Below are 17035 nucleotides of genomic sequence, written 5' to 3'. Positions count from 1 at the left end.
TGGCGACAAAACTTTTCAACCAAGGACAACTTGGTTGAGTTGTAAAATTGGATTGAATAAAGCTGTTTCTTCAGGAGTAAGGTAATCTTGGGCTACCTCTTGAATAAGCTTATAAGTTACACCCGCAGCGCGATCGTAGCTAAAAGTCCGCACAATGGTTTTGTACCAAAGTAAAAAGTTTTCCGGCATCCGATCGCGATCGTCAAATAATAAAGCCGAAGCAGAGTGGCGCAAAATATTAGTAAAGTCGCGCTGACATACCGAAGTACCGTCAACTTGGGAAACCTTGGCAAACAATTCAGGTTCTGCCGCACTTCTAGCTTCTGCTACTTTGCTAACAATTTCGGCTTCGGCAACTTGAATTTTTTCGTAAGCACTAATGCGCGTATCTACCGACTCAATATAGTCTTTGATAAATTGGAGTTCGGCACTAGAGGCGTAACGTCCTTCGGTTTCGTTGCTTAGACGGGCTAGTTGTTTTAACATTTTGGTAATTAGTGGATTTTAAGTATCGGTGGTACGAGCAAGGTAATCGCTAACTTGAGAACGAGTATCGTTAAGCTGACTAATCATCGAGCGCGTAATTAATTTGCCAGCTTCGACTAAAACTTTGCTGGTAATAGGGTGTAAGATATTTTGCTCGGCGCGAGTACCAATTAAAGACTCCGTATCTGTAATCGCCGTTACATAAGTTCCGGTTGGTAATTCCACTACTACCCCTTCACCCATAACTCTTGCTTGACAAGCAAGGCGAGAATTGGTGTTAGTGGTGGTAATTACTTCTAACGTCCTTTGTTCGCGGCGGTTCATTGGTGAAAGGCTCTCCATCCCGCTTTTGATGTAAACGTGACAGGTAGAACACATCCCGCGACCGTTGCAATCATGCAAAATATCTAGTTCGTTGTCGAGTAGCGCCGAGAGAATGTTGGCATTAGTTTGGACAACGGTTTCTTGAGAAATTGGTTCTAACTTAATGGTTTTAGCCATGTTTTTTGAGCTTGATGAAAAGATTAATAAGCAGCTTTACTGGTTTTTAGGCGTTCGACAATGGTTTGATGGTCTTGATTTTCCGATAACCATCCTTCTACCGCTTTGAGGCGATCGCTCAAGCCTAAAATAAAGTAGTTACAATCAGCGCCCAAAGATTCGCAGGAAGTTTGCACGCAATGCAGTTGTTTCCCGGTAAGTTGGCTAAAAAAAGCGCTGAGAATGCCTGCTTCGAGAAAACAAACCGGGCGATCGCTTACTGGCGCAGCTTCGGCAAAGGGAGAGTTGTAGTTTTGAACGACCAAAAAGCCTTGCTGATAGTAGTCAAGATCCAAGTCAAAAGTACCCCAACCGTGAGTTTTCCAGCATTGTTTGAGACATTGGAGCAGTTCGACCATTTCCATTTCCGCAAGGGATTTATGGTAATATTCGCTAACTTCTTCAGCAAAACGGATATAGAAGTTTTTACCCCACCAACGACCGCAATTAAACAAAACTATTCCACTAGCGCTGCCTAATTCTTCGTCTAAGGCGGCATAAATGCCTTCAATTAAGGTTTCTGGTAAAGCTAAAAGGCGATCGCCTCTACGGTTTTCAATTAGTCCTGATTCAAAATCGCCACTTAAATAAGCATCGGGGGCAAAGTAATTGCCTAATACAGGTTGATCTTTGAGCAAATCACCAATCGCAATCATTTGGGCATTCTCCTTAATTGGTTAGTTATCTGGACGAGGGGGCTAAATCTGTAACGAGCCTAGCCGCCGCTTGAGCTAAAAATGGCTGCAATAATAAATATTGCTTATCGGTAAGAATTTGGGGTAATTGCTTTTGTAGTCCTTTGTAGATAGCGCTATCAATAGCTTGGGTTTGGTGAACTCGGACGATATCGGTGAGCCATTCTAAAAGTCGTCGTTCGAGAAATTCCGGGTTATTTTGTAGCATGGAAGTCGCGCAATAACGCAAAACTGCCAACCAGTTTTTTAAACTGCGCTCCAAATCCGGTTGTTGGTCGGAAAAGCTTGCTAAAAGCCCGTTAGCTATAGGTTGAAAAATGGCTATTTCTTTATCGCGCAGCAATTCGTAAGTTTCTAGACGTTGGGATAAAGATATTGTGTAACTTTTAAAAGTATCAATTTCCCCAGACTTTAAGTAGCGCTCGTCTGCGTCGTAGAGCAAAGATTGTAAATTGACATTCATAAATCAAAGTTTCTCTAAAATAAGTTGGATAAATCGTTTAAGTTCATCTCTCCCGATGCTGGGGAAATTAACTCTGACAGCGTTGAGGCTTGAGGTAATCTGCCAATTTCTGGGCTACTACCTTCCCAAGAAATCCGTTGAAAAAAAGCTTGAACTTGCCATGTTTTCAGCGATTTCGGCTCTAAGGACGATTCTGGCTCTAAAGGTTGAGTAATAACTTTTAGAGGTAAAGAGTGCCAGTTACACAAGCCAAAAAATTCTGTTACTGTCAAGCGCCGTAAGACTATGGGATTTTGAACATCGTGTTCAACCTGTGGCGGCGACAGAGGGGAGGTACTATCGTTGTCTTTTTCTGGCTCGGTTGGCGGTAATAGCTGCCAATTACAAGTCTCAAAAAAATCTTTGACGCTGAGGGCAGATAAAACAGTTGGGCAATGAGGAGCAGTGATTTTGGCTTGTTTGGGTAAGTTATTACTTGGCGGCGGTAATAACTGCCAATTACACAAGTTAAAATAATCCGCTACATTCAGTCCCAATAAGGAAGCTGAACATTTCATCGCAGTAACTCCCCACCCCGCAAGCGTTTTTCAATATCTCTTGCGGTTGCACCTTCGTTGTGCCAGAAATTGGCAGCATCAACTCGATCTTTGCTGCTAAGGAGGAATTTACAGTAGGTTTCCCCCATTGAGTAGCACTGAATTTCAATGCAACTCAAGGATTTTTTGACGATATCGCTAAAAAAACCAGCAAATAAGCCAGCGTAAATATGGCATACAGGTTTACCAACGTCGCCTAAAGTTCTAGCTACCGCCGAATCAAAGATATTGACAAACATAAATCCATTTTTATGTTCGCTCATATCTACTTCCCAGTTTCCCCAACCTTGAGCAGTAAAGGGCCACCACCAAGCTTCTAACATGAAAACAGAATTTACTTCGCGGATATTTTTCTTATACTCTTGCTCAAACCACTGTTGAAAAAACTTAGCATCTCTCATTCCCCACTGGTAGCCGATATTGTACATAACGACGGCGGAAGCCGAGCCTACTTCTTCTTCTAAGCCTTCAATTAAGCCAATAATAAAGTCTTCACTAGCGAAGGTATTACGGCTTTCGTTCCAATCGGTAACTATGCCGCGATCGCCCTCAAAATGAAAGTAATCGGTAAAACTGTAGTGGGCGTTCCTTTTGGGATACTTATGTTTTAAAGGATGTTCAACTTTTTTAAATTCCTTTGCAGGGGTAATAATTTTATTTTCTGATAGGGCAACCATGAGCAGAATACTCCTATTATTAGGTGAGTGAGTAACTTTTAGCTTTGGCTTGTGTCAGATAGGTTCTTAACTACTTGACTGCCAAAAAATATTAAATTAAATGTTGCTTATACTAAGTTTTTATGATCATTTCATTATTTATTCATCAAGGGATTTACTGATTTTTTCCCCAAAAAAAACATGAAATCAATAATTGCACCAATGGCAAAATCACTGACTTCATTTATGAATTATGTTTGGAGGTATTTATGCTTAACAGTACAGAGATAACTTTAAAAGTGCGATCGCGCTATGGCAATCTAAATCAGCCCTCAAAAAGCAGAACGGTTTCGCCCCCTAGCCCCCAAGTTTGGGGGAACAGGAATCTTAGCCCCCAGACTTGGGGGTTGGGGGCAGATTGTATTTCATAACTCAAAACGGAGTGCTATCTAAAATTCTTCTAACTGTTCTTCTAACTGAACGGTTAACTGTTTAAGGTCTGGTAATTCTACTAATTCTTTTTCGGTTTCTCTAATTTTTGTGGGAATTACCAAAGGTTGAGGTCTTTCTAACCAACAACTAGCTATAGGTAGAGTTTGTTCCAAATCTGCCAAAGGTCGGGGAATCACCATGACGGCGTTCAATTCTCCAATCTTTCGTGCTTCGTTCATTCCAGCTTCTACCGCTACCGCCACATCTGCCACTGAGCCGCGAATAATTGCCGTACACAAACCCGCACCAATAAATTCATGAGCCGATAGTTGCACATCTGCCGCCTTGAGCATAGCATCCGCCGCTCCTACCATCGCCGGAAAGCCTCTAGTTTCTACTAGACCAATAGCTTGATTGCTAAGGCTGCTACCTGATTGCCTATTAGTAAGTTGAGCTAAACGCATCCCAATAGGCAAAACTAACTCTAAATTTGGTAATGGTCGAGCAATAACTAAACTTGATATTAATTGATCTAGTTGTTGAGCCACTGCTGACCCTACATCTACAGCTAAACGGACATCAGAAATTCCGCCACGTACGATCGCTGTACAATGGCCGCTACCAATTTTTTCGTAGCCAACTAAAGTCACTTCGGAGGATTTGAGCATTTCGTCAGCAACGCGCACGATCGCCGGAAAACTGCGAGTCGATACTAAACCCAGGGCTTTATCTCTAAAATCTTGCAAGTATTGTTGGTTGTTTCCCTCCATTTTAAACCTCTTAAACGATCTATCTAACTGCTATTAGGACTATTATCTAACGGGCGATTTAAGGCTTGGCGGTGGGGTAATAAAGTTGATAATAATCGGTTGAGACTATCTTCACCATAAACGGGACTGCTTTTAACTTCCACTTCTTCCGGTGCTTGGGGTGGTACAACCTCCGCCGCCACCGATGGGGTGCTATTAACGCTTACAGGCTCGGCTATCTGACCGTTTGATTCTACAACTGTTGCTTCCAGTTCTAGTAATTCTGCCTCCCCAGGGCGGCTAGAATCACCTAATAAAGAACCCGGCGGTAGCACTTCTCCAGACTCAACGGAGCTATTAAAAATTGTAGTCATCGAACCAATACAAGCATTAATGCCGATTTTGCCTTTGCCAACAATCAAAACTCCCGTGCCAATATTGGCGCTTTCCCCTACCTCCAATACTCCTTGATAGGCGTGCAAAATTGCTCCCATACCTATACAAGCCCCTGCTCCTATTATAATCTGGCTCTCCGGGTCTGCTTGCAGAAGAACCCCTGGCGCGATCGCTGCACCAGGGTGAATAGTCACATCGCCATTAACGTAATAGTGAGTATTGCTAATGGGTTGTAAGGGGGGAAACTTCATCAAAATACAGTCTTTGGTATTGGGTAGAGATCAACTTATCTGCTGGTAATACGTCTTATTTAGCAGGGCGTTGAATTAGCAGTTCCGAAACTCGGCGTTTTGCTTTGGGATCAATACCAATTAGCCGGATGTACGCGCCACTATGTTCGTCTATTGCTGATTCTAGAGCCGCAATTACTTCATTGTCACGGTGAGCTTGAATTACGCCGCCACTTTGCCAGGAATTGATTTTAAATCTGCGCTCGTCGGCATATTCGGTACTAACTTGGCAACCTTGACTGAGCAGTTGACTTACTTGCTGAATAGCTTCCGAACTAAGCCGAGTGCTGGTAGAGGACGAACTACGGCTAGAACTATTTGTTGTTGTAGCTTTGTAGCTGCTGGTAGTCGGTGTAATATTGTTGTTACCATTGGGTCTTTGGATAATTGTCTCCGAAATCCGACGCTTGGCTTTGGGGTCAATGCCTATCATCCGCACGTATTCGCCGCCATGATTGGCGATACATTCTTCCAATGCTGCGATCGCTTCTGATTCTTTTTTGGCATCAATGGGGCTGCAACTATGCCAAGAGCTAGTCTGAAAACGGCGCTTGTCGGCGTGTTCTGTACCGATGCGGAAACCTTGAGCTAAAAGGTTGCGGACTTGTTCAACGGCTTCGGCTGGTAATACGCTGCTAGAAGACGAACTACTGTAGCTGCTTGGCTGATAACTAGAACGACTATTGCTACTACCATTCTCGCTACCGGGGCGATCGCTGGGCCTTTGAATAATTGTCTCTACTATCCGTTTTTTAGCTTTGGTATCAATGCCAATAATCCGCACGTATTCGCCGCCATGTTCTTCTAAACAAGCTGATATTTCCGCAAATACTTCAAAATCTCGACTTGATTGAATTGTGGCGCAACTTTTCCAAGAACTTGTTTGAAATCTTCGCTCGTCGGCATGTTCCATCCCAATGCGATAGCCTTGAGCCAGCAAATCGCGCACCTGTTCCATTACTTCTCTATTTAAGCCCATTTCTTGATATTCCTGATTATTAATACTTTTGTTATCTGTGGGACTCAAGGCATAAGTTCTATTTAGTTCTTCCTTAATTGGCGTAATGCACTCGACATCATCTGCACACTGATAGCCGGCTCGCAACGCTTCATTTGCCCCTGCTACACGGCTTGCAAAGATTTTATCCGCTTCTTGTACCTTGGGAAGACGGTTTGCTTGCTGTTGGGTGGTAATTATGCTTCCTGACGGTACATACTTACCTGGGGGAATTTCCACGTCTTGAATTAAAGCGTGCATCATCACAATGCAGCCTTCACCAATGCGCGAGTTAAATATTGTGGAGCGAAAGCCAACAAAGCTATTATTGCCGATGTAGGCAGGCCCGTGAACCAAGGTCATGTGAGTGATAGAGACATTATTTCCAATCCAAACGGAGTAGGATTTATTGTCGTCGCCAACAACCTGTCCTGTCTCTAAACCATTAATTACTACGCCATCTTGAATGCTCGTGCTTTTGCCAATATAAAAAGGATTGCCTTGGTCGGCACGAATGCACGTCCCTGGGGCAATCATCACATTGCTGTCAATTCGCACATCCCCAATAATATTTGAAAATGAGTGAATGTAGGCGCTCTTGTCAATTTTCGGTTCCGTTAGGCTTTTCGACCAAGGGGTAGGGGGAGCTGCGGAACTACGCTTTGCCATAAGTATATTCTCCAAACTAAGAACTTAATGCTGCAATAAATGCGATCGCGCTTTGTGTCTATGGGTCTAGCGAAATTCGTCTTTTTTATTGTAGATAGAGCGATTGTCCACGTTGACGGTATCAATAATCGCTACTACGGCAGCATCTACCGGACGTGCTTCGCTCCCTTGAACTTGACGGGCAGCACTTCCACGACTGACAAGCACCCATTCCTCTAGCCCTGCCCCTACGAAATCGGCTGCTACTTCATACTTTGGTAGTAAGCGTCCCTCCTCATCTACAAGTTGTAGTAGGAGGAACTTTACGCCGCTAAGACTAGGTTCTTTGTAATTACTAACTACCGTGCCACGGACTTTGGCAATTTGCATTTATGGTCTAGTGTAAGGGCCGGAATGGAGCGCTCTGCCACTAACGCTATCGCGGAATTGTTCTACTTCTTCGGTGTAACGAATGGGTAGTACGTACTCCAGGTTTTCATGAGGACGAGCGATGATGTGGGTAGACAATACTTGACCGCCGTTAACTCTTTTAACGTTGTCTACTCCCGCAGCTACCGAGGCTTGCACCTCCGAAACGTCTCCCCGAACGATCACGGTAACGCGACCGCTACCAATTTTTTCGTACCCTACTAGGGTGACTCGTGCTGCTTTGACCATCGCATCGGCAGCTTCTACAACGGCGGGAAACCCTAGAGTTTCGATCATTCCAACGGCAATTGCCATGAGTTTTAGTCCTTAGATAATTTTTTGGTGATTTTGTACTAAATGCGCTGATTTTTTGTTAAATCTCAGCTAACCTTATTTACAATCGAAATTGTTCTACTTCTTCGGTGTAACGGATGGGAAGAACATACTCTAGATTTTCGTGCGGACGAGCGATGATGTGAGTAGATAAAACTTCTCCACCATTTACCCGTTTGGCTGATTCAACTCCGGCGGCTATGGAGGCTTGTACCTCCGAAACATCACCCCGCACAATTACGGTGACGCGAGCGCTACCGATTTTTTCATAGCCCACGAGAGTTACGCGGGCTGCTTTGACCATTGCATCTGCGGCTTCAACCACCGCAGGAAAGCCTTTAGTCTCAATCATTCCGACAGCTATTGGCATTTAATTCTCCTATCATTACCATTGTACGAGTCTTTGACACTAATATTTCACGGCAATTTGCCTCATGAAATTTTCACGGGGGATGCCATTTTTGTTTTTTTAGCCAAGCTCTTTAGGGTGCTGAATTTAAGAATAAAGTGACGGCTGTTACTTTGACAATATAATTTTTGATGATAAGTCTAAATACTTACTATTAAAATTACTTATTTAATAGGTTGTGATTAAGAAAACAAAAAAAATTAGGCGATCGCGCCAACAAATACATAAACTTAACAAATCATAAAATAAGTTTAGCAAAGCCATGCGATCGATAAAGCTGATAATTTCAGGAATTATTTTGCGGACTGAAAGCTCTAATATGGAGAAATAGCAGGATTAAGGCGATAAAAGGATCTTTGATAAAATCTAAACTTTATATATCTTCCTAAATTCCCTGGGACTATTTTGGTGTAGTTCTAGAGAGTGCAATGTGTTACTAAAATCTCAATGGTAATTTCGATGGCTCAGTTCCTCCTACAAGTGGGTTGGTGGATTCCTTGTTATGGCTTGCTTGGTGCTGTAGTGACCCTTCCTTGGTCTACGGGTATCATTCGCCGTACAGGGCCGCGACCAGCAGCTTATATTAATTTATTGATGACGGTTTTGGCCTTCGTGCATAGTACGCTGATTTTTCCTTTAACTTGGCATCACCAGCCGTTAAGATTAGTTTTTCACTGGTTGAAAGTCGCAGATATAGATTTGACGTTGAGTGTAGATATCTCGTCGATAAATGTGGGCGCTTTGGAAGTGGTGACAGGATTAAGTTTTTTGGCTCAACTTTTTGCCTTGGGATATATGGAAAGAGACTGGGCTTTGGGGCGTTTCTTTGCGTTGATGGGATTTTTTGCAGGCGCGATGAGCGGTCTTGCTATTAGTAATTCTTTGCTTTTGACTTATATATTGCTGGAATTGCTGACTTTGTCAACTTATTTGTTGGTAGGGTTTTGGTATGCTCAACCATTAGTTGTCACCGCCGCACGAGACGCATTTTTGACTAAGCGGGTAGGAGATATCTTGCTACTAATGGGGGTTGTTTCCTTGGCAACGATGGTAGGAAGTTTAGATTATCCAGACCTTTATGAGTGGGCGAAAACTGCTAATTTACCGCCTTTAACGGCAACTTTACTAGGCTTATCTTTAATTGCTGGGCCGATAGGTAAATGCGCTCAATTTCCCTTGCATTTGTGGCTAGATGAAGCTATGGAAGGGCCAAACCCCGCGTCAATTTTACGAAACTCTGTAGTAGTAGCTTGCGGGGCTTATGTATTAATTGACCTCCAGCCTATTGTTAATTTATCGCCCGTAGCTTTGGCAGCTTTGGTAGTTATTGGGACGGTAACATCGATTGGCGCGTCTTTGGTAGCGATCGCCCAAATTGACATTAAACGCGCCCTATCCCACTCTACTAGCGCTTACTTGGGGCTAGTATTTATTGCTGTTGGGGAACAGTGGACGGGGTTTGCGTTGATGTTGTTATTTACTCATGCGATCGCCAAAGCTTTATTGTTTATGAGTGTTGGCTCAATAATTCAAACCACTACTAACCAAGACTTGACGGAGATGGGTGGCTTGTGGTCGCGGATGCCTGCTACAACTGTATCCTTTGTAGTTGGTTCTGCCGCCATGATTGGACTACTACCATTGGGTAGTTTTTGGGCGTTGCAACTAGGGGTAGACGACTTGTGGGGACAACCTTGGCTAGTGGGGGTTTTGCTTGTAGTCAATGCTTTAACGGCTTTAAATTTTACTCGTTTATTTCGACTGGTGTTTTTAGGTTCGCCGCAACAGAAGACAAGGCGCACACCCGAAGTTGCTTGGCAAATGGCTGTGCCAATGGTGTCGCTCGTAATTGTCAATCTGTTAGTTCCCTTAATGTTGCAACGTTTGTCGTTATTACCAACTTGGGAATATGTTAATAAGCCTTCGGCGGCGGTGCTGTTTTTATCAAGTGTGATTGGCTGTACTATTGGCGGTACTGTATATCTGCATAAAGCCTGGTCGCGATCGCTACACTTGCCCTGGCGAGTGGTGCAAGACTTGCTAGGGTATGACTTTTACATCGATAGGTTGTACCGTGTGAGCATAGTTTTTGCCGTCAATCAAATTTCTCGATTTAGCAATTGGTTTGACCGTTATGTTGTCGATGGCTTCGTTAACTTGGTTGGTTTAGCTTCTATTTTTAGTGGCGAAAGCTTGAAGTACAGCGTATCGGGTCAGTCTCAAGGTTATATGCTGACAATCGTAGTCGGTGTTGGTTTATTGGGTTTATTTTTGACGCGATATTTGTTGTGGGGATTTTAGAAAAACGATGCTCAGTGCTTTAATTTGGATACCGATATTAGGTGCAATTATTATTGGGTTATTACCGCAAAAAACTGACCCCAATCGCTTCCGCATCGGAGCAATAATTGCGATCGCGCTTTCTTTTGGCTGGACAATGTTTATTGTTACTCAATTTGATATTACTAGCCCCACTTTGCAATTTATGGAGTCTATACCCTGGCTAGACTCCATCGGCTTGACCTATCAAATAGGGGTAGATGGTTTATCTTTGCCTTTACTGGTTTTAAATGGCTTGCTAACTTGGATTGCCATTTATAGCAGCGAAAAATCTGTAAGTCGTCCAAGGCTATATTACATTTTGCTGTTGCTGCTGAATACAGGGGTAGTTGGCGCTTTTTTGGCAGATAATTTACTGCTATTTTTCTTGTTTTACGAGCTAGAACTTATTCCCTTATACTTACTAATTGCAATTTGGGGAGGGGAAAAACGCGCCTATGCAGCTACAAAGTTTCTTATCTACACAGCTATTTCCGGGATCTTAATTTTGGCAGCATTTTTAGGATTAACTTGGCTCAGTGGGAGGACAGATTTTAATTATCAGCCATTGCTATCGCAAGTTTTACCCATGAGTCAGCAATTAATACTTTTGGGGGCGATAATTATTGGCTTTGGGATCAAAATTCCTTTATTCCCCTTCCATACCTGGCTACCCGATGCTCACGTTGAAGCTTCTACCCCAGTATCGGTACTGTTGGCGGGAGTTTTGCTGAAACTTGGAACTTACGGGATATTGCGGTTTGGCTTAGGTTTATTTCCCGAAGCTTGGACAGTTTTAGCGCCATTAATGGCAAACTGGGCAGTAGTTAGCGTCCTGTATGGGGCATTTACAGCGATCGCCCAAACCGATATGAAAAAAATGGTAGCTTATAGCTCTATTGCTCATATGGGCTACGTGCTTTTAGCCGCCGCTACAGCAACACCATTAAGCCTATTAGCTGCAATTTTTCAAATGGTCAGTCACGGGCTAATTTCGGCTTTATTGTTTCTATTGGTGGGCGTAGTTTACCAAAAAACTGGCACTCGTAACTTAGATACTTTGCGCGGCTTATTAAATCCCGAACGTGGTTTACCTCTAATTGGTAGCTTAATGGTACTAGGTGTGATGGCGAGTTCCGGTATACCGGGAATGGTAGGTTTTATCTCAGAATTTCTGGTATTTCGCAGTAGTTTTGCCGTTTTTCCTACTCAAACATTGCTTTGTATGATTGGTACAGGTTTAACCGCCGTTTACTTTTTGCTGTTAGTTAACCGCGTCTTTTTTGGTCGTCTTTCTACCCAGGTGCTTAATTTGCCTCCGGTAGGCTGGTTTGACCGCACTCCAGCAATGATTTTAGCTGTGGCGATTGTAGTATTTGGGTTACAACCTGCTTGGATGCTACGTTGGAGTGAAACCACTACCGCAACTTTTATGCCAACTCCTACCGCTATTGTTAGCCTTCACACTGTTTTAAATAAGGATCGGCAATGATCGACACGACTTCAAAATCTAGTCATCCCTTAGCTTTGTTTATTGAGCGGCTAAAGACTGGCGAAGCTTTGCTAAAAGATAGTAAAGAAAATGTTTTAGATGTAGTGGGGATTTTAAAAAGCTACGGTATCGTGCTGGAAGCTTACTACAAAAACTTGCTATACATTTCCGAACATCAGTTTTTGGTACTTTTTCCCTTTTTTAAATACTTTAACGGTGATGTTTCCTTAAAAAAACTGTTAAAACACTGGTGGGGCGATCGCATTAATTACGAATACGCCGAATACTGCATGAAAGGTATGCTTTGGCATGGTGGTGGCGGTTTAGATAACTATTTAGACTCGCCGGAATTTATGGAATATAGTCAGAAAGCGATCGCCGTAAAATTTAAGCGTAATCCGTTGATGTTGGGATTACATCAACTTTTTCCCGACTATCTCCCCGAACAAGTGCGTCAACAGGTTTATTACAGCGCTTTGGGGCAGTTTTGGCGGGTAATGAGTGAGATGTTTTTGAGCTTGAGCGATCGCTATGACTTAGGCGAAATCCAATCAATTCCTCAAGTTGTAGACCACATCAAAAATGGTTTAGTGGCGGCGGCGAGTTTGCCAATTACTTACGCTGTAAAGCTTGATGGTTGTAGTTATGACATTATTCCAACGTCGGCGGGGATAACATTTTTAGCAGATACGGCTGTCCCTTATGTAGAGGCGATTTTCTTTCGGGGTACGCCGTTTTCGGGGACAGTTTCTTACAACGCTCAGGCGCATCAAATTCCGCCAGATTTGACTCGCTTTGATTACGGCGCTTTGTACGCCGATCCTTTGCCTATTGGAGGTTCTGGCATTCCTCCAACGCTGCTAATGCAGGATATGCGGCATTATCTCCCCGATTATATCCACGAGCTTTATCGCGATCGCAGTCGTCGAGGAGAAGACGATTTGCGGGTACAAATTTGTATCAGTTTCCAAAAATCGATGTTTTGCGTTACCACCGCCGCCATTTTAGGATTGATGCCTTACCCGTTAGACAGCCAAGATCCGGCTCACCAAAAAGCAAATCAAGTTTATTTAGAAGGATGGATGGATAGGCTAGTTACATCTCAATTGATTGAAGCTAATAGTCAATAAGCAAAATTCTTAATCACTGCAAAAAACAAGATGAAAAAACTAATTCAAGGTGTCCACAGCTTTCAAACAAATTACTTAACAACTCACCGAGAGATGTTTGAGTTGCTCTCTCAAGGGCAGCATCCTAGAGTATTGTTTATTACTTGTTCCGATTCCCGAATTGACCCGAATTTGATTACTCAAACTGAACCAGGAGAAATGTTTATTATCCGCAATGCTGGTAATATTATTCCGCCCTATGGTGCGGCGAATGGTGGAGAAGGTGCGGCGGTAGAATATGCCGTGCAAGCCTTGGGAATTAGAGAAATTATCGTTTGCGGTCACTCCCACTGTGGCGCAATGAAAGGGCTATTAAAGCTAGATAAATTAGAGGAAGATATGCCTTTAGTTTATCAATGGCTTAAACATACTGAAGCCACGCGCCGCACAGTTAAGGAGAATTACCAGCATTACGAAGGCGAGGAGTTGTTACAGGTAACTATTGAGGAAAATGTACTGACTCAAATAGAGAATTTGCGTACTTATCCATCGATTCATTCCAAACTACATAAAGGCGAAATTGAGCTTCATGGTTGGATGTATCACATTGAAACAGGAGAGATACTAGAATACGATACTGCTCGTCGTGAGTATTTATCACCTCAAAGTCAGTTGTCTAGAGCAAGTTGGCTGACTTCCGAACAACAAGAGCGAATTTCTAAGGGTTCTCGCAATCTTAAGTAGTTCTGAAAAAGTTAAGAACATGGAAGCACTAGAAAAAATTTGTGCTTATTGTCAAAACAATACCAACTAAGCCCCGTAAATACATCTTTTGCCCATAGTCTATTGAGAAATGCGATCGCACTCCCCAATTCGTTAATTACTACTTAAATGCCCTTGGTCAAAAGCATCGCACCTCGGCTTGAATTGCAAGACTTTGTAGTTTATAAAGGGAAATGCGATCGCCTGTCAGCATTGGGGTTAGTTTTGAAAAAGGTTCTGATCCGTTGCTATAACTTGCTTGTAGTTAATAGATAAATCGCTTTCTACCGAACAACAACCAATAAAGCCTGATTCTTCGAGCAGTTTAAAAGCGTTTTTTTTCTGGTTATGCTTTAGCTTTTGATAATAGTCATTAATAGCCGATTGCCGGATGTCAGACAGAGATTGATTTGTTAGCTGCTGAACATAGGCGAGTTTGTCTGTAGTTTCAAGATCGATCGGAGTGTTGATTTGTGACATTTAAGGTTTTCCTAAAGCGATCGCACCTTTATTATAGGGAAAGGCGATCGCACCTCGTCTTGATAAACAAGACTTTGCAGTTTTATAGTAAAGGCGATCGCAAATATTAGCTATTGTCCCCACGATAAAGTAAATCCGTTAATTATTGATTGGTCGGAGATAATACAATCCGTTATTGATGTGCGTCCATATACGCTCGTAGCAATTGATTGATTTGTGTCTGATAACCTCGCCCTTGAGACTTAAACCATTTCAATACATCGCTATCAACGCGGAGAGTAACTTGAGCTTTGGTTTTTGTAGCAGGTAAACCCCGCCGCACTACTGCTTTAGCAAACATTTCTGGTGTAATTTCTGGACAGTCTGATAAGTCAATATCTTCATCGCTCATTGCATCCAATCGTTGCCAATCAGTTTGAGAATTGCTCGAAGTAGGTTCGTTGTTCATATTTCGTTGCTTTTCTTGCAGAAATAATCCGAGTGTAATCTTTAAGTTCTGTATGGACAACGGCAATGACTCGCCCTTGCAACAAACCGAATGTGACAAAACGCTGCTCTCCATAACTATAACGATTGTCTTCAACCGTTAAAATATCGCCATCGAAAACGGCGGGAACATCGACGAAATCGACTCCATGTTTACGAAGATTAGCAAGACGTTTTGCTTCATCCCATTCATATTCCATAACTGAACGACTTCTACAATAATCAATTGTAGTTACAATTTGTCGTTACAGCTACTTACGCGCCTCGGTTTAATAAACAAGACTTTGCAGTTTAGATGTATGGGTAAATGCGATCGCCCGTCTACTCTATCTAGTCGTTTGAATTGTTAGATACTTGAACCCAATGGTAAACGACGAGTACGAATACGACTTGGCTCAACTGTAATAGCCGATCCTTGGGTCAAATCTTCCTTGCACTCAGCAATCACCGTAAGCAACAGAGCCACTACTGCTTGGGCGCGTAACCGTTCAATCCGAATCCGAATGACTGAAGGAGTAACGGCGGCATCAAGTGCTAACAGTGTATGAAAATCTGCATCAAGGGTAGCAACAACACGCCCCTCCTCTCTTGCTATTTGGATAATATCAGCGTCTTCAGCCTCAGACATCCCAATTTCACTTACATGAATGGCATCCATCCCTTCATTACGTAATAATGTTGCCGCCGAGAGAGGTAATCCCTGATCAAGCAACAGTTTCATAGCGGTTAGAAAGTTCAATGATGCGATCGTCAAGATAAGAAGATACAAAAATTAAGGCTTGTCGGATATCTTCATCCTCTAGTTCGGGAAATTCTCGACATAATTCTTCTCGATCGGGATAAGTCGCCAGTAGTTCAATCACCCTACGGACACTAAGGCGCAGATTACGAATGCAGGGTTGCCCATTCATTCGTTTCGGATTGGTTGTAATGCGATCTAGTTTCATTAGAGTAATTCAACTGTTTATTCATCATTTTAACCCTTAGCGAGAGTAAGCAATCTCCCACAGACATCCTCCACAAGTCTATTTCCCATCATCATCTAAACCGTCAAAATCGGTATTGATAATTGGAATTGTGCAGTAATTGGTTAATTGTCGCTTTAGCGATCGCTTCCTCTTGCTAAATATAACTAGCCTTCAACGTGCGATCGCGCCTTGGTTTAAATTGCGAGACTTTGTGGTTTATATAGGGAAATGCGATCGCGCCTTTATTACAGATAAAAGCGATCGCACCTTGGCTTAATGAGCGATCGCACCCCCATCAAAACTTTCAATCTTTCAACGTCGGATACATCCCCACTGTTAAAATGCAATTGTACTATTACTGATCGGCAATCCAATCTTTACACATATTACAAAAAGATACATCCTGTTCTTCAACGTTCAAAAGACTTTCCAAATCAGGATGCTCAAGTGGGCTATCGCCTTTCTCCCATTCACCTAAGTATTCTATGTGAAACTGATCGCATTTTGCACATACATAACCTTCATATTTAGCACGACAATGGTAACAATAAGTAGTTGTAGAGTACGATCTCGGATCGGGCAGAACAACTGCCTCTTCGCTACACATTTCGCACGAAAAAAAGGAATGATCAACTCTGTTTTTAGGATGGAGTGGTATACCTCGATCGGACATATATTTAACATAAGAAAGATATGCCAGTGAAAGTGCTTGGTAACTATTTTGCTCAGGGATATCTTCTTCTGCTATACCTGTTTCAGCCATCTCTTCCCATCGGAGTTCATCAAGCTCTTCTAATTTCTCGGACAAACTCAGTCCTAGCTCTAAACTCACAAAATCATCCAAAAATCGAAATGCAACACCCAGGAAATTATTTACTGCGTCTTTATTAAGAGAAGCTTCCTTGTGTTCAATATTATTTCTTGCTTGTCGCAACTCTTCTAGTTCCCCTGTGAACTGATATTTGGCTGGTTGTTTATCATTTAATTTACGTTTTACATAGCTATCTAATGGAATGTTAACTTCATTTACCAATAGTTCAATTGCCCGAACACAGCTAACAGTGTGTCCACTTTTACCATCAGTGTAAATAAGTCTTGCATCATGTTTTGCGAGTCTTGCCTTTAAAAAAAGTTCAACTGCATGGAAGATATGTAGAATAATATATTTCCAGTCAGATTTACGCTTGCCATAAAGGTGATGCTCAATACCATGAACAAGAGAGTCCATTGCATTCTCTTCAAGTGTTATAACTAATTTTTGTTGTTCAAAAGTATCATTTTGAGTCATACTCATTCTGTT

General features: G+C 42.5%; 25 protein-coding genes. 6 read left to right on the top strand and 19 right to left on the bottom strand.

The genetic code is table 11. The features are described from left to right. Positions 1-15: 15 nt before the first annotated feature. From SYN7509_RS0209530 to SYN7509_RS0209505, 6 genes are read right to left on the bottom strand one after another with little or no spacing between them, the layout of a single operon-like run. Positions 16-486, bottom strand: coding sequence for a globin family protein (locus tag SYN7509_RS0209530; RefSeq protein WP_009633988.1), 471 nt, complete (start codon positions 484-486; stop codon positions 16-18). Positions 487-504: 18 nt separating this feature from the next. Further along, positions 505-987, bottom strand: coding sequence for a 2Fe-2S iron-sulfur cluster-binding protein (locus SYN7509_RS0209525; protein WP_009633987.1), 483 nt, complete (start codon positions 985-987; stop codon positions 505-507). Positions 988-1010: 23 nt separating this feature from the next. Then, the gene (locus tag SYN7509_RS0209520) at positions 1011-1682 is read right to left on the bottom strand and encodes a V4R domain-containing protein (RefSeq protein ID WP_009633986.1); all 672 of its coding nucleotides are present in this window, start codon (positions 1680-1682) and stop codon (positions 1011-1013) included. Positions 1683-1707: 25 nt separating this feature from the next. After that, positions 1708-2184: a globin family protein gene (locus tag SYN7509_RS0209515; protein WP_009633985.1), complete on the bottom strand. Its 477-nt coding sequence runs from the start codon at positions 2182-2184 to the stop codon at positions 1708-1710. A 14-nt stretch (positions 2185-2198) separates the two neighbouring features. Then, positions 2199-2741, bottom strand: a complete 543-nt coding sequence (locus SYN7509_RS25535) for a hypothetical protein (protein ID WP_009633984.1) — start codon at positions 2739-2741, stop codon at positions 2199-2201. Further along, positions 2738-3457 (bottom strand): V4R domain-containing protein, encoded by a 720-nt coding sequence (locus SYN7509_RS0209505; protein ID WP_009633983.1) that lies wholly within the window; start codon positions 3455-3457, stop codon positions 2738-2740. The genes SYN7509_RS25535 and SYN7509_RS0209505 overlap by 4 nt, the downstream gene beginning before the upstream one ends. A 248-nt stretch (positions 3458-3705) precedes the next feature. Here SYN7509_RS0209505 and SYN7509_RS30110 point away from each other — a divergent pair, with 248 nt between their 5' ends. Continuing rightward, a complete protein-coding gene (locus tag SYN7509_RS30110) occupies positions 3706-3867 on the top strand; it encodes a hypothetical protein (protein ID WP_158506143.1) in 162 nt (53 codons plus the stop codon). Between the two features lie 18 nt (positions 3868-3885). Here SYN7509_RS30110 and SYN7509_RS0209500 read toward each other — a convergent pair whose 3' ends face one another. The 6 genes from SYN7509_RS0209500 to SYN7509_RS0209475 form a co-directional block, all read right to left on the bottom strand. Next, on the bottom strand, positions 3886-4638 hold the full coding sequence (locus tag SYN7509_RS0209500; protein ID WP_009633982.1) for a BMC domain-containing protein: 753 nt from the start codon (positions 4636-4638) through the stop codon (positions 3886-3888). 23 nt (positions 4639-4661) lie between these two features. Then, positions 4662-5264, bottom strand: a complete 603-nt coding sequence (locus SYN7509_RS0209495) for an LbetaH domain-containing protein (RefSeq protein WP_009633981.1) — start codon at positions 5262-5264, stop codon at positions 4662-4664. 55 nt (positions 5265-5319) lie between these two features. After that, complete coding sequence (locus SYN7509_RS0209490) at positions 5320-6969, bottom strand: ribulose bisphosphate carboxylase small subunit (RefSeq protein ID WP_009633980.1); 1650 nt, start codon at positions 6967-6969, stop codon at positions 5320-5322. A 66-nt stretch (positions 6970-7035) separates the two neighbouring features. Further along, positions 7036-7338 carry a EutN/CcmL family microcompartment protein gene (locus SYN7509_RS0209485; RefSeq protein WP_009633979.1) on the bottom strand — a complete coding sequence of 101 codons (303 nt, stop codon included), beginning with the start codon at positions 7336-7338 and terminating at the stop codon, positions 7036-7038. Next, on the bottom strand, positions 7339-7692 hold the full coding sequence (locus SYN7509_RS0209480) for a carbon dioxide-concentrating mechanism protein CcmK (RefSeq protein WP_009633978.1): 354 nt from the start codon (positions 7690-7692) through the stop codon (positions 7339-7341). A 79-nt stretch (positions 7693-7771) separates the two neighbouring features. Further along, complete coding sequence (locus tag SYN7509_RS0209475; RefSeq protein WP_009633977.1) at positions 7772-8080, bottom strand: carbon dioxide-concentrating mechanism protein CcmK; 309 nt, start codon at positions 8078-8080, stop codon at positions 7772-7774. A 498-nt stretch (positions 8081-8578) separates the two neighbouring features. On the opposite strand from SYN7509_RS0209475, the gene SYN7509_RS0209470 reads away from it, so the two are divergent. Genes SYN7509_RS0209470 through SYN7509_RS0209455 form a run of 4 tightly spaced genes read left to right on the top strand, consistent with a single transcriptional unit; the run spans position 8579 to position 13783 of the window. After that, positions 8579-10420 carry an NAD(P)H-quinone oxidoreductase subunit F gene (locus SYN7509_RS0209470; protein ID WP_038020881.1) on the top strand — a complete coding sequence of 614 codons (1842 nt, stop codon included), beginning with the start codon at positions 8579-8581 and terminating at the stop codon, positions 10418-10420. A gap of 7 nt (positions 10421-10427) precedes the next feature. Continuing rightward, positions 10428-11930: an NADH-quinone oxidoreductase subunit M gene (locus SYN7509_RS0209465; protein ID WP_009633975.1), complete on the top strand. Its 1503-nt coding sequence runs from the start codon at positions 10428-10430 to the stop codon at positions 11928-11930. Then, a complete protein-coding gene (locus SYN7509_RS0209460) occupies positions 11927-13060 on the top strand; it encodes a CO2 hydration protein (protein WP_009633974.1) in 1134 nt (377 codons plus the stop codon). The genes SYN7509_RS0209465 and SYN7509_RS0209460 overlap by 4 nt, the downstream gene beginning before the upstream one ends. Positions 13061-13090: 30 nt before the next feature. Next, positions 13091-13783: a carbonic anhydrase gene (locus tag SYN7509_RS0209455; protein ID WP_009633973.1), complete on the top strand. Its 693-nt coding sequence runs from the start codon at positions 13091-13093 to the stop codon at positions 13781-13783. A 237-nt stretch (positions 13784-14020) separates the two neighbouring features. Here SYN7509_RS0209455 and SYN7509_RS0209450 read toward each other — a convergent pair whose 3' ends face one another. The 6 genes from SYN7509_RS0209450 to SYN7509_RS0209430 all read right to left on the bottom strand — a co-directional run bounded on the left by SYN7509_RS0209450 (position 14021) and on the right by SYN7509_RS0209430 (position 15714). Further along, positions 14021-14281 (bottom strand): hypothetical protein, encoded by a 261-nt coding sequence (locus tag SYN7509_RS0209450; RefSeq protein ID WP_009633972.1) that lies wholly within the window; start codon positions 14279-14281, stop codon positions 14021-14023. Further along, positions 14282-14404 (bottom strand): hypothetical protein, encoded by a 123-nt coding sequence (locus SYN7509_RS31280; protein WP_255327296.1) that lies wholly within the window; start codon positions 14402-14404, stop codon positions 14282-14284. A 49-nt stretch (positions 14405-14453) separates the two neighbouring features. Further along, positions 14454-14729: a BrnA antitoxin family protein gene (locus SYN7509_RS0209445; RefSeq protein ID WP_009633971.1), complete on the bottom strand. Its 276-nt coding sequence runs from the start codon at positions 14727-14729 to the stop codon at positions 14454-14456. Then, positions 14692-14967, bottom strand: a complete 276-nt coding sequence (locus SYN7509_RS0209440; protein WP_009633970.1) for a BrnT family toxin — start codon at positions 14965-14967, stop codon at positions 14692-14694. The genes SYN7509_RS0209445 and SYN7509_RS0209440 overlap by 38 nt, the downstream gene beginning before the upstream one ends. 146 nt (positions 14968-15113) lie before the next feature. Beyond that, positions 15114-15488, bottom strand: a complete 375-nt coding sequence (locus SYN7509_RS0209435) for a DUF5615 family PIN-like protein (RefSeq protein ID WP_009633969.1) — start codon at positions 15486-15488, stop codon at positions 15114-15116. Further along, positions 15472-15714 carry a DUF433 domain-containing protein gene (locus tag SYN7509_RS0209430; protein WP_009633968.1) on the bottom strand — a complete coding sequence of 81 codons (243 nt, stop codon included), beginning with the start codon at positions 15712-15714 and terminating at the stop codon, positions 15472-15474. The genes SYN7509_RS0209435 and SYN7509_RS0209430 overlap by 17 nt, the downstream gene beginning before the upstream one ends. A gap of 139 nt (positions 15715-15853) precedes the next feature. Here SYN7509_RS0209430 and SYN7509_RS30105 point away from each other — a divergent pair, with 139 nt between their 5' ends. After that, the gene (locus tag SYN7509_RS30105) at positions 15854-16012 is read left to right on the top strand and encodes a hypothetical protein (RefSeq protein WP_158506142.1); all 159 of its coding nucleotides are present in this window, start codon (positions 15854-15856) and stop codon (positions 16010-16012) included. Positions 16013-16090: 78 nt separating this feature from the next. Here the strand turns inward: SYN7509_RS30105 and SYN7509_RS0209425 are convergent, their stop codons facing one another. Further along, the gene (locus SYN7509_RS0209425; RefSeq protein ID WP_038021457.1) at positions 16091-17023 is read right to left on the bottom strand and encodes a hypothetical protein; all 933 of its coding nucleotides are present in this window, start codon (positions 17021-17023) and stop codon (positions 16091-16093) included. Positions 17024-17035 lie beyond the last annotated feature (12 nt).

Source organism: Synechocystis sp. PCC 7509 (assembly GCF_000332075.2).
Taxonomy (GTDB): domain Bacteria; phylum Cyanobacteriota; class Cyanobacteriia; order Cyanobacteriales; family Chroococcidiopsidaceae; genus Aliterella.
The sequence above is the reverse complement of the archived record's forward strand: the minus strand, read 5'-3'. Positions and strand labels throughout refer to the sequence as shown.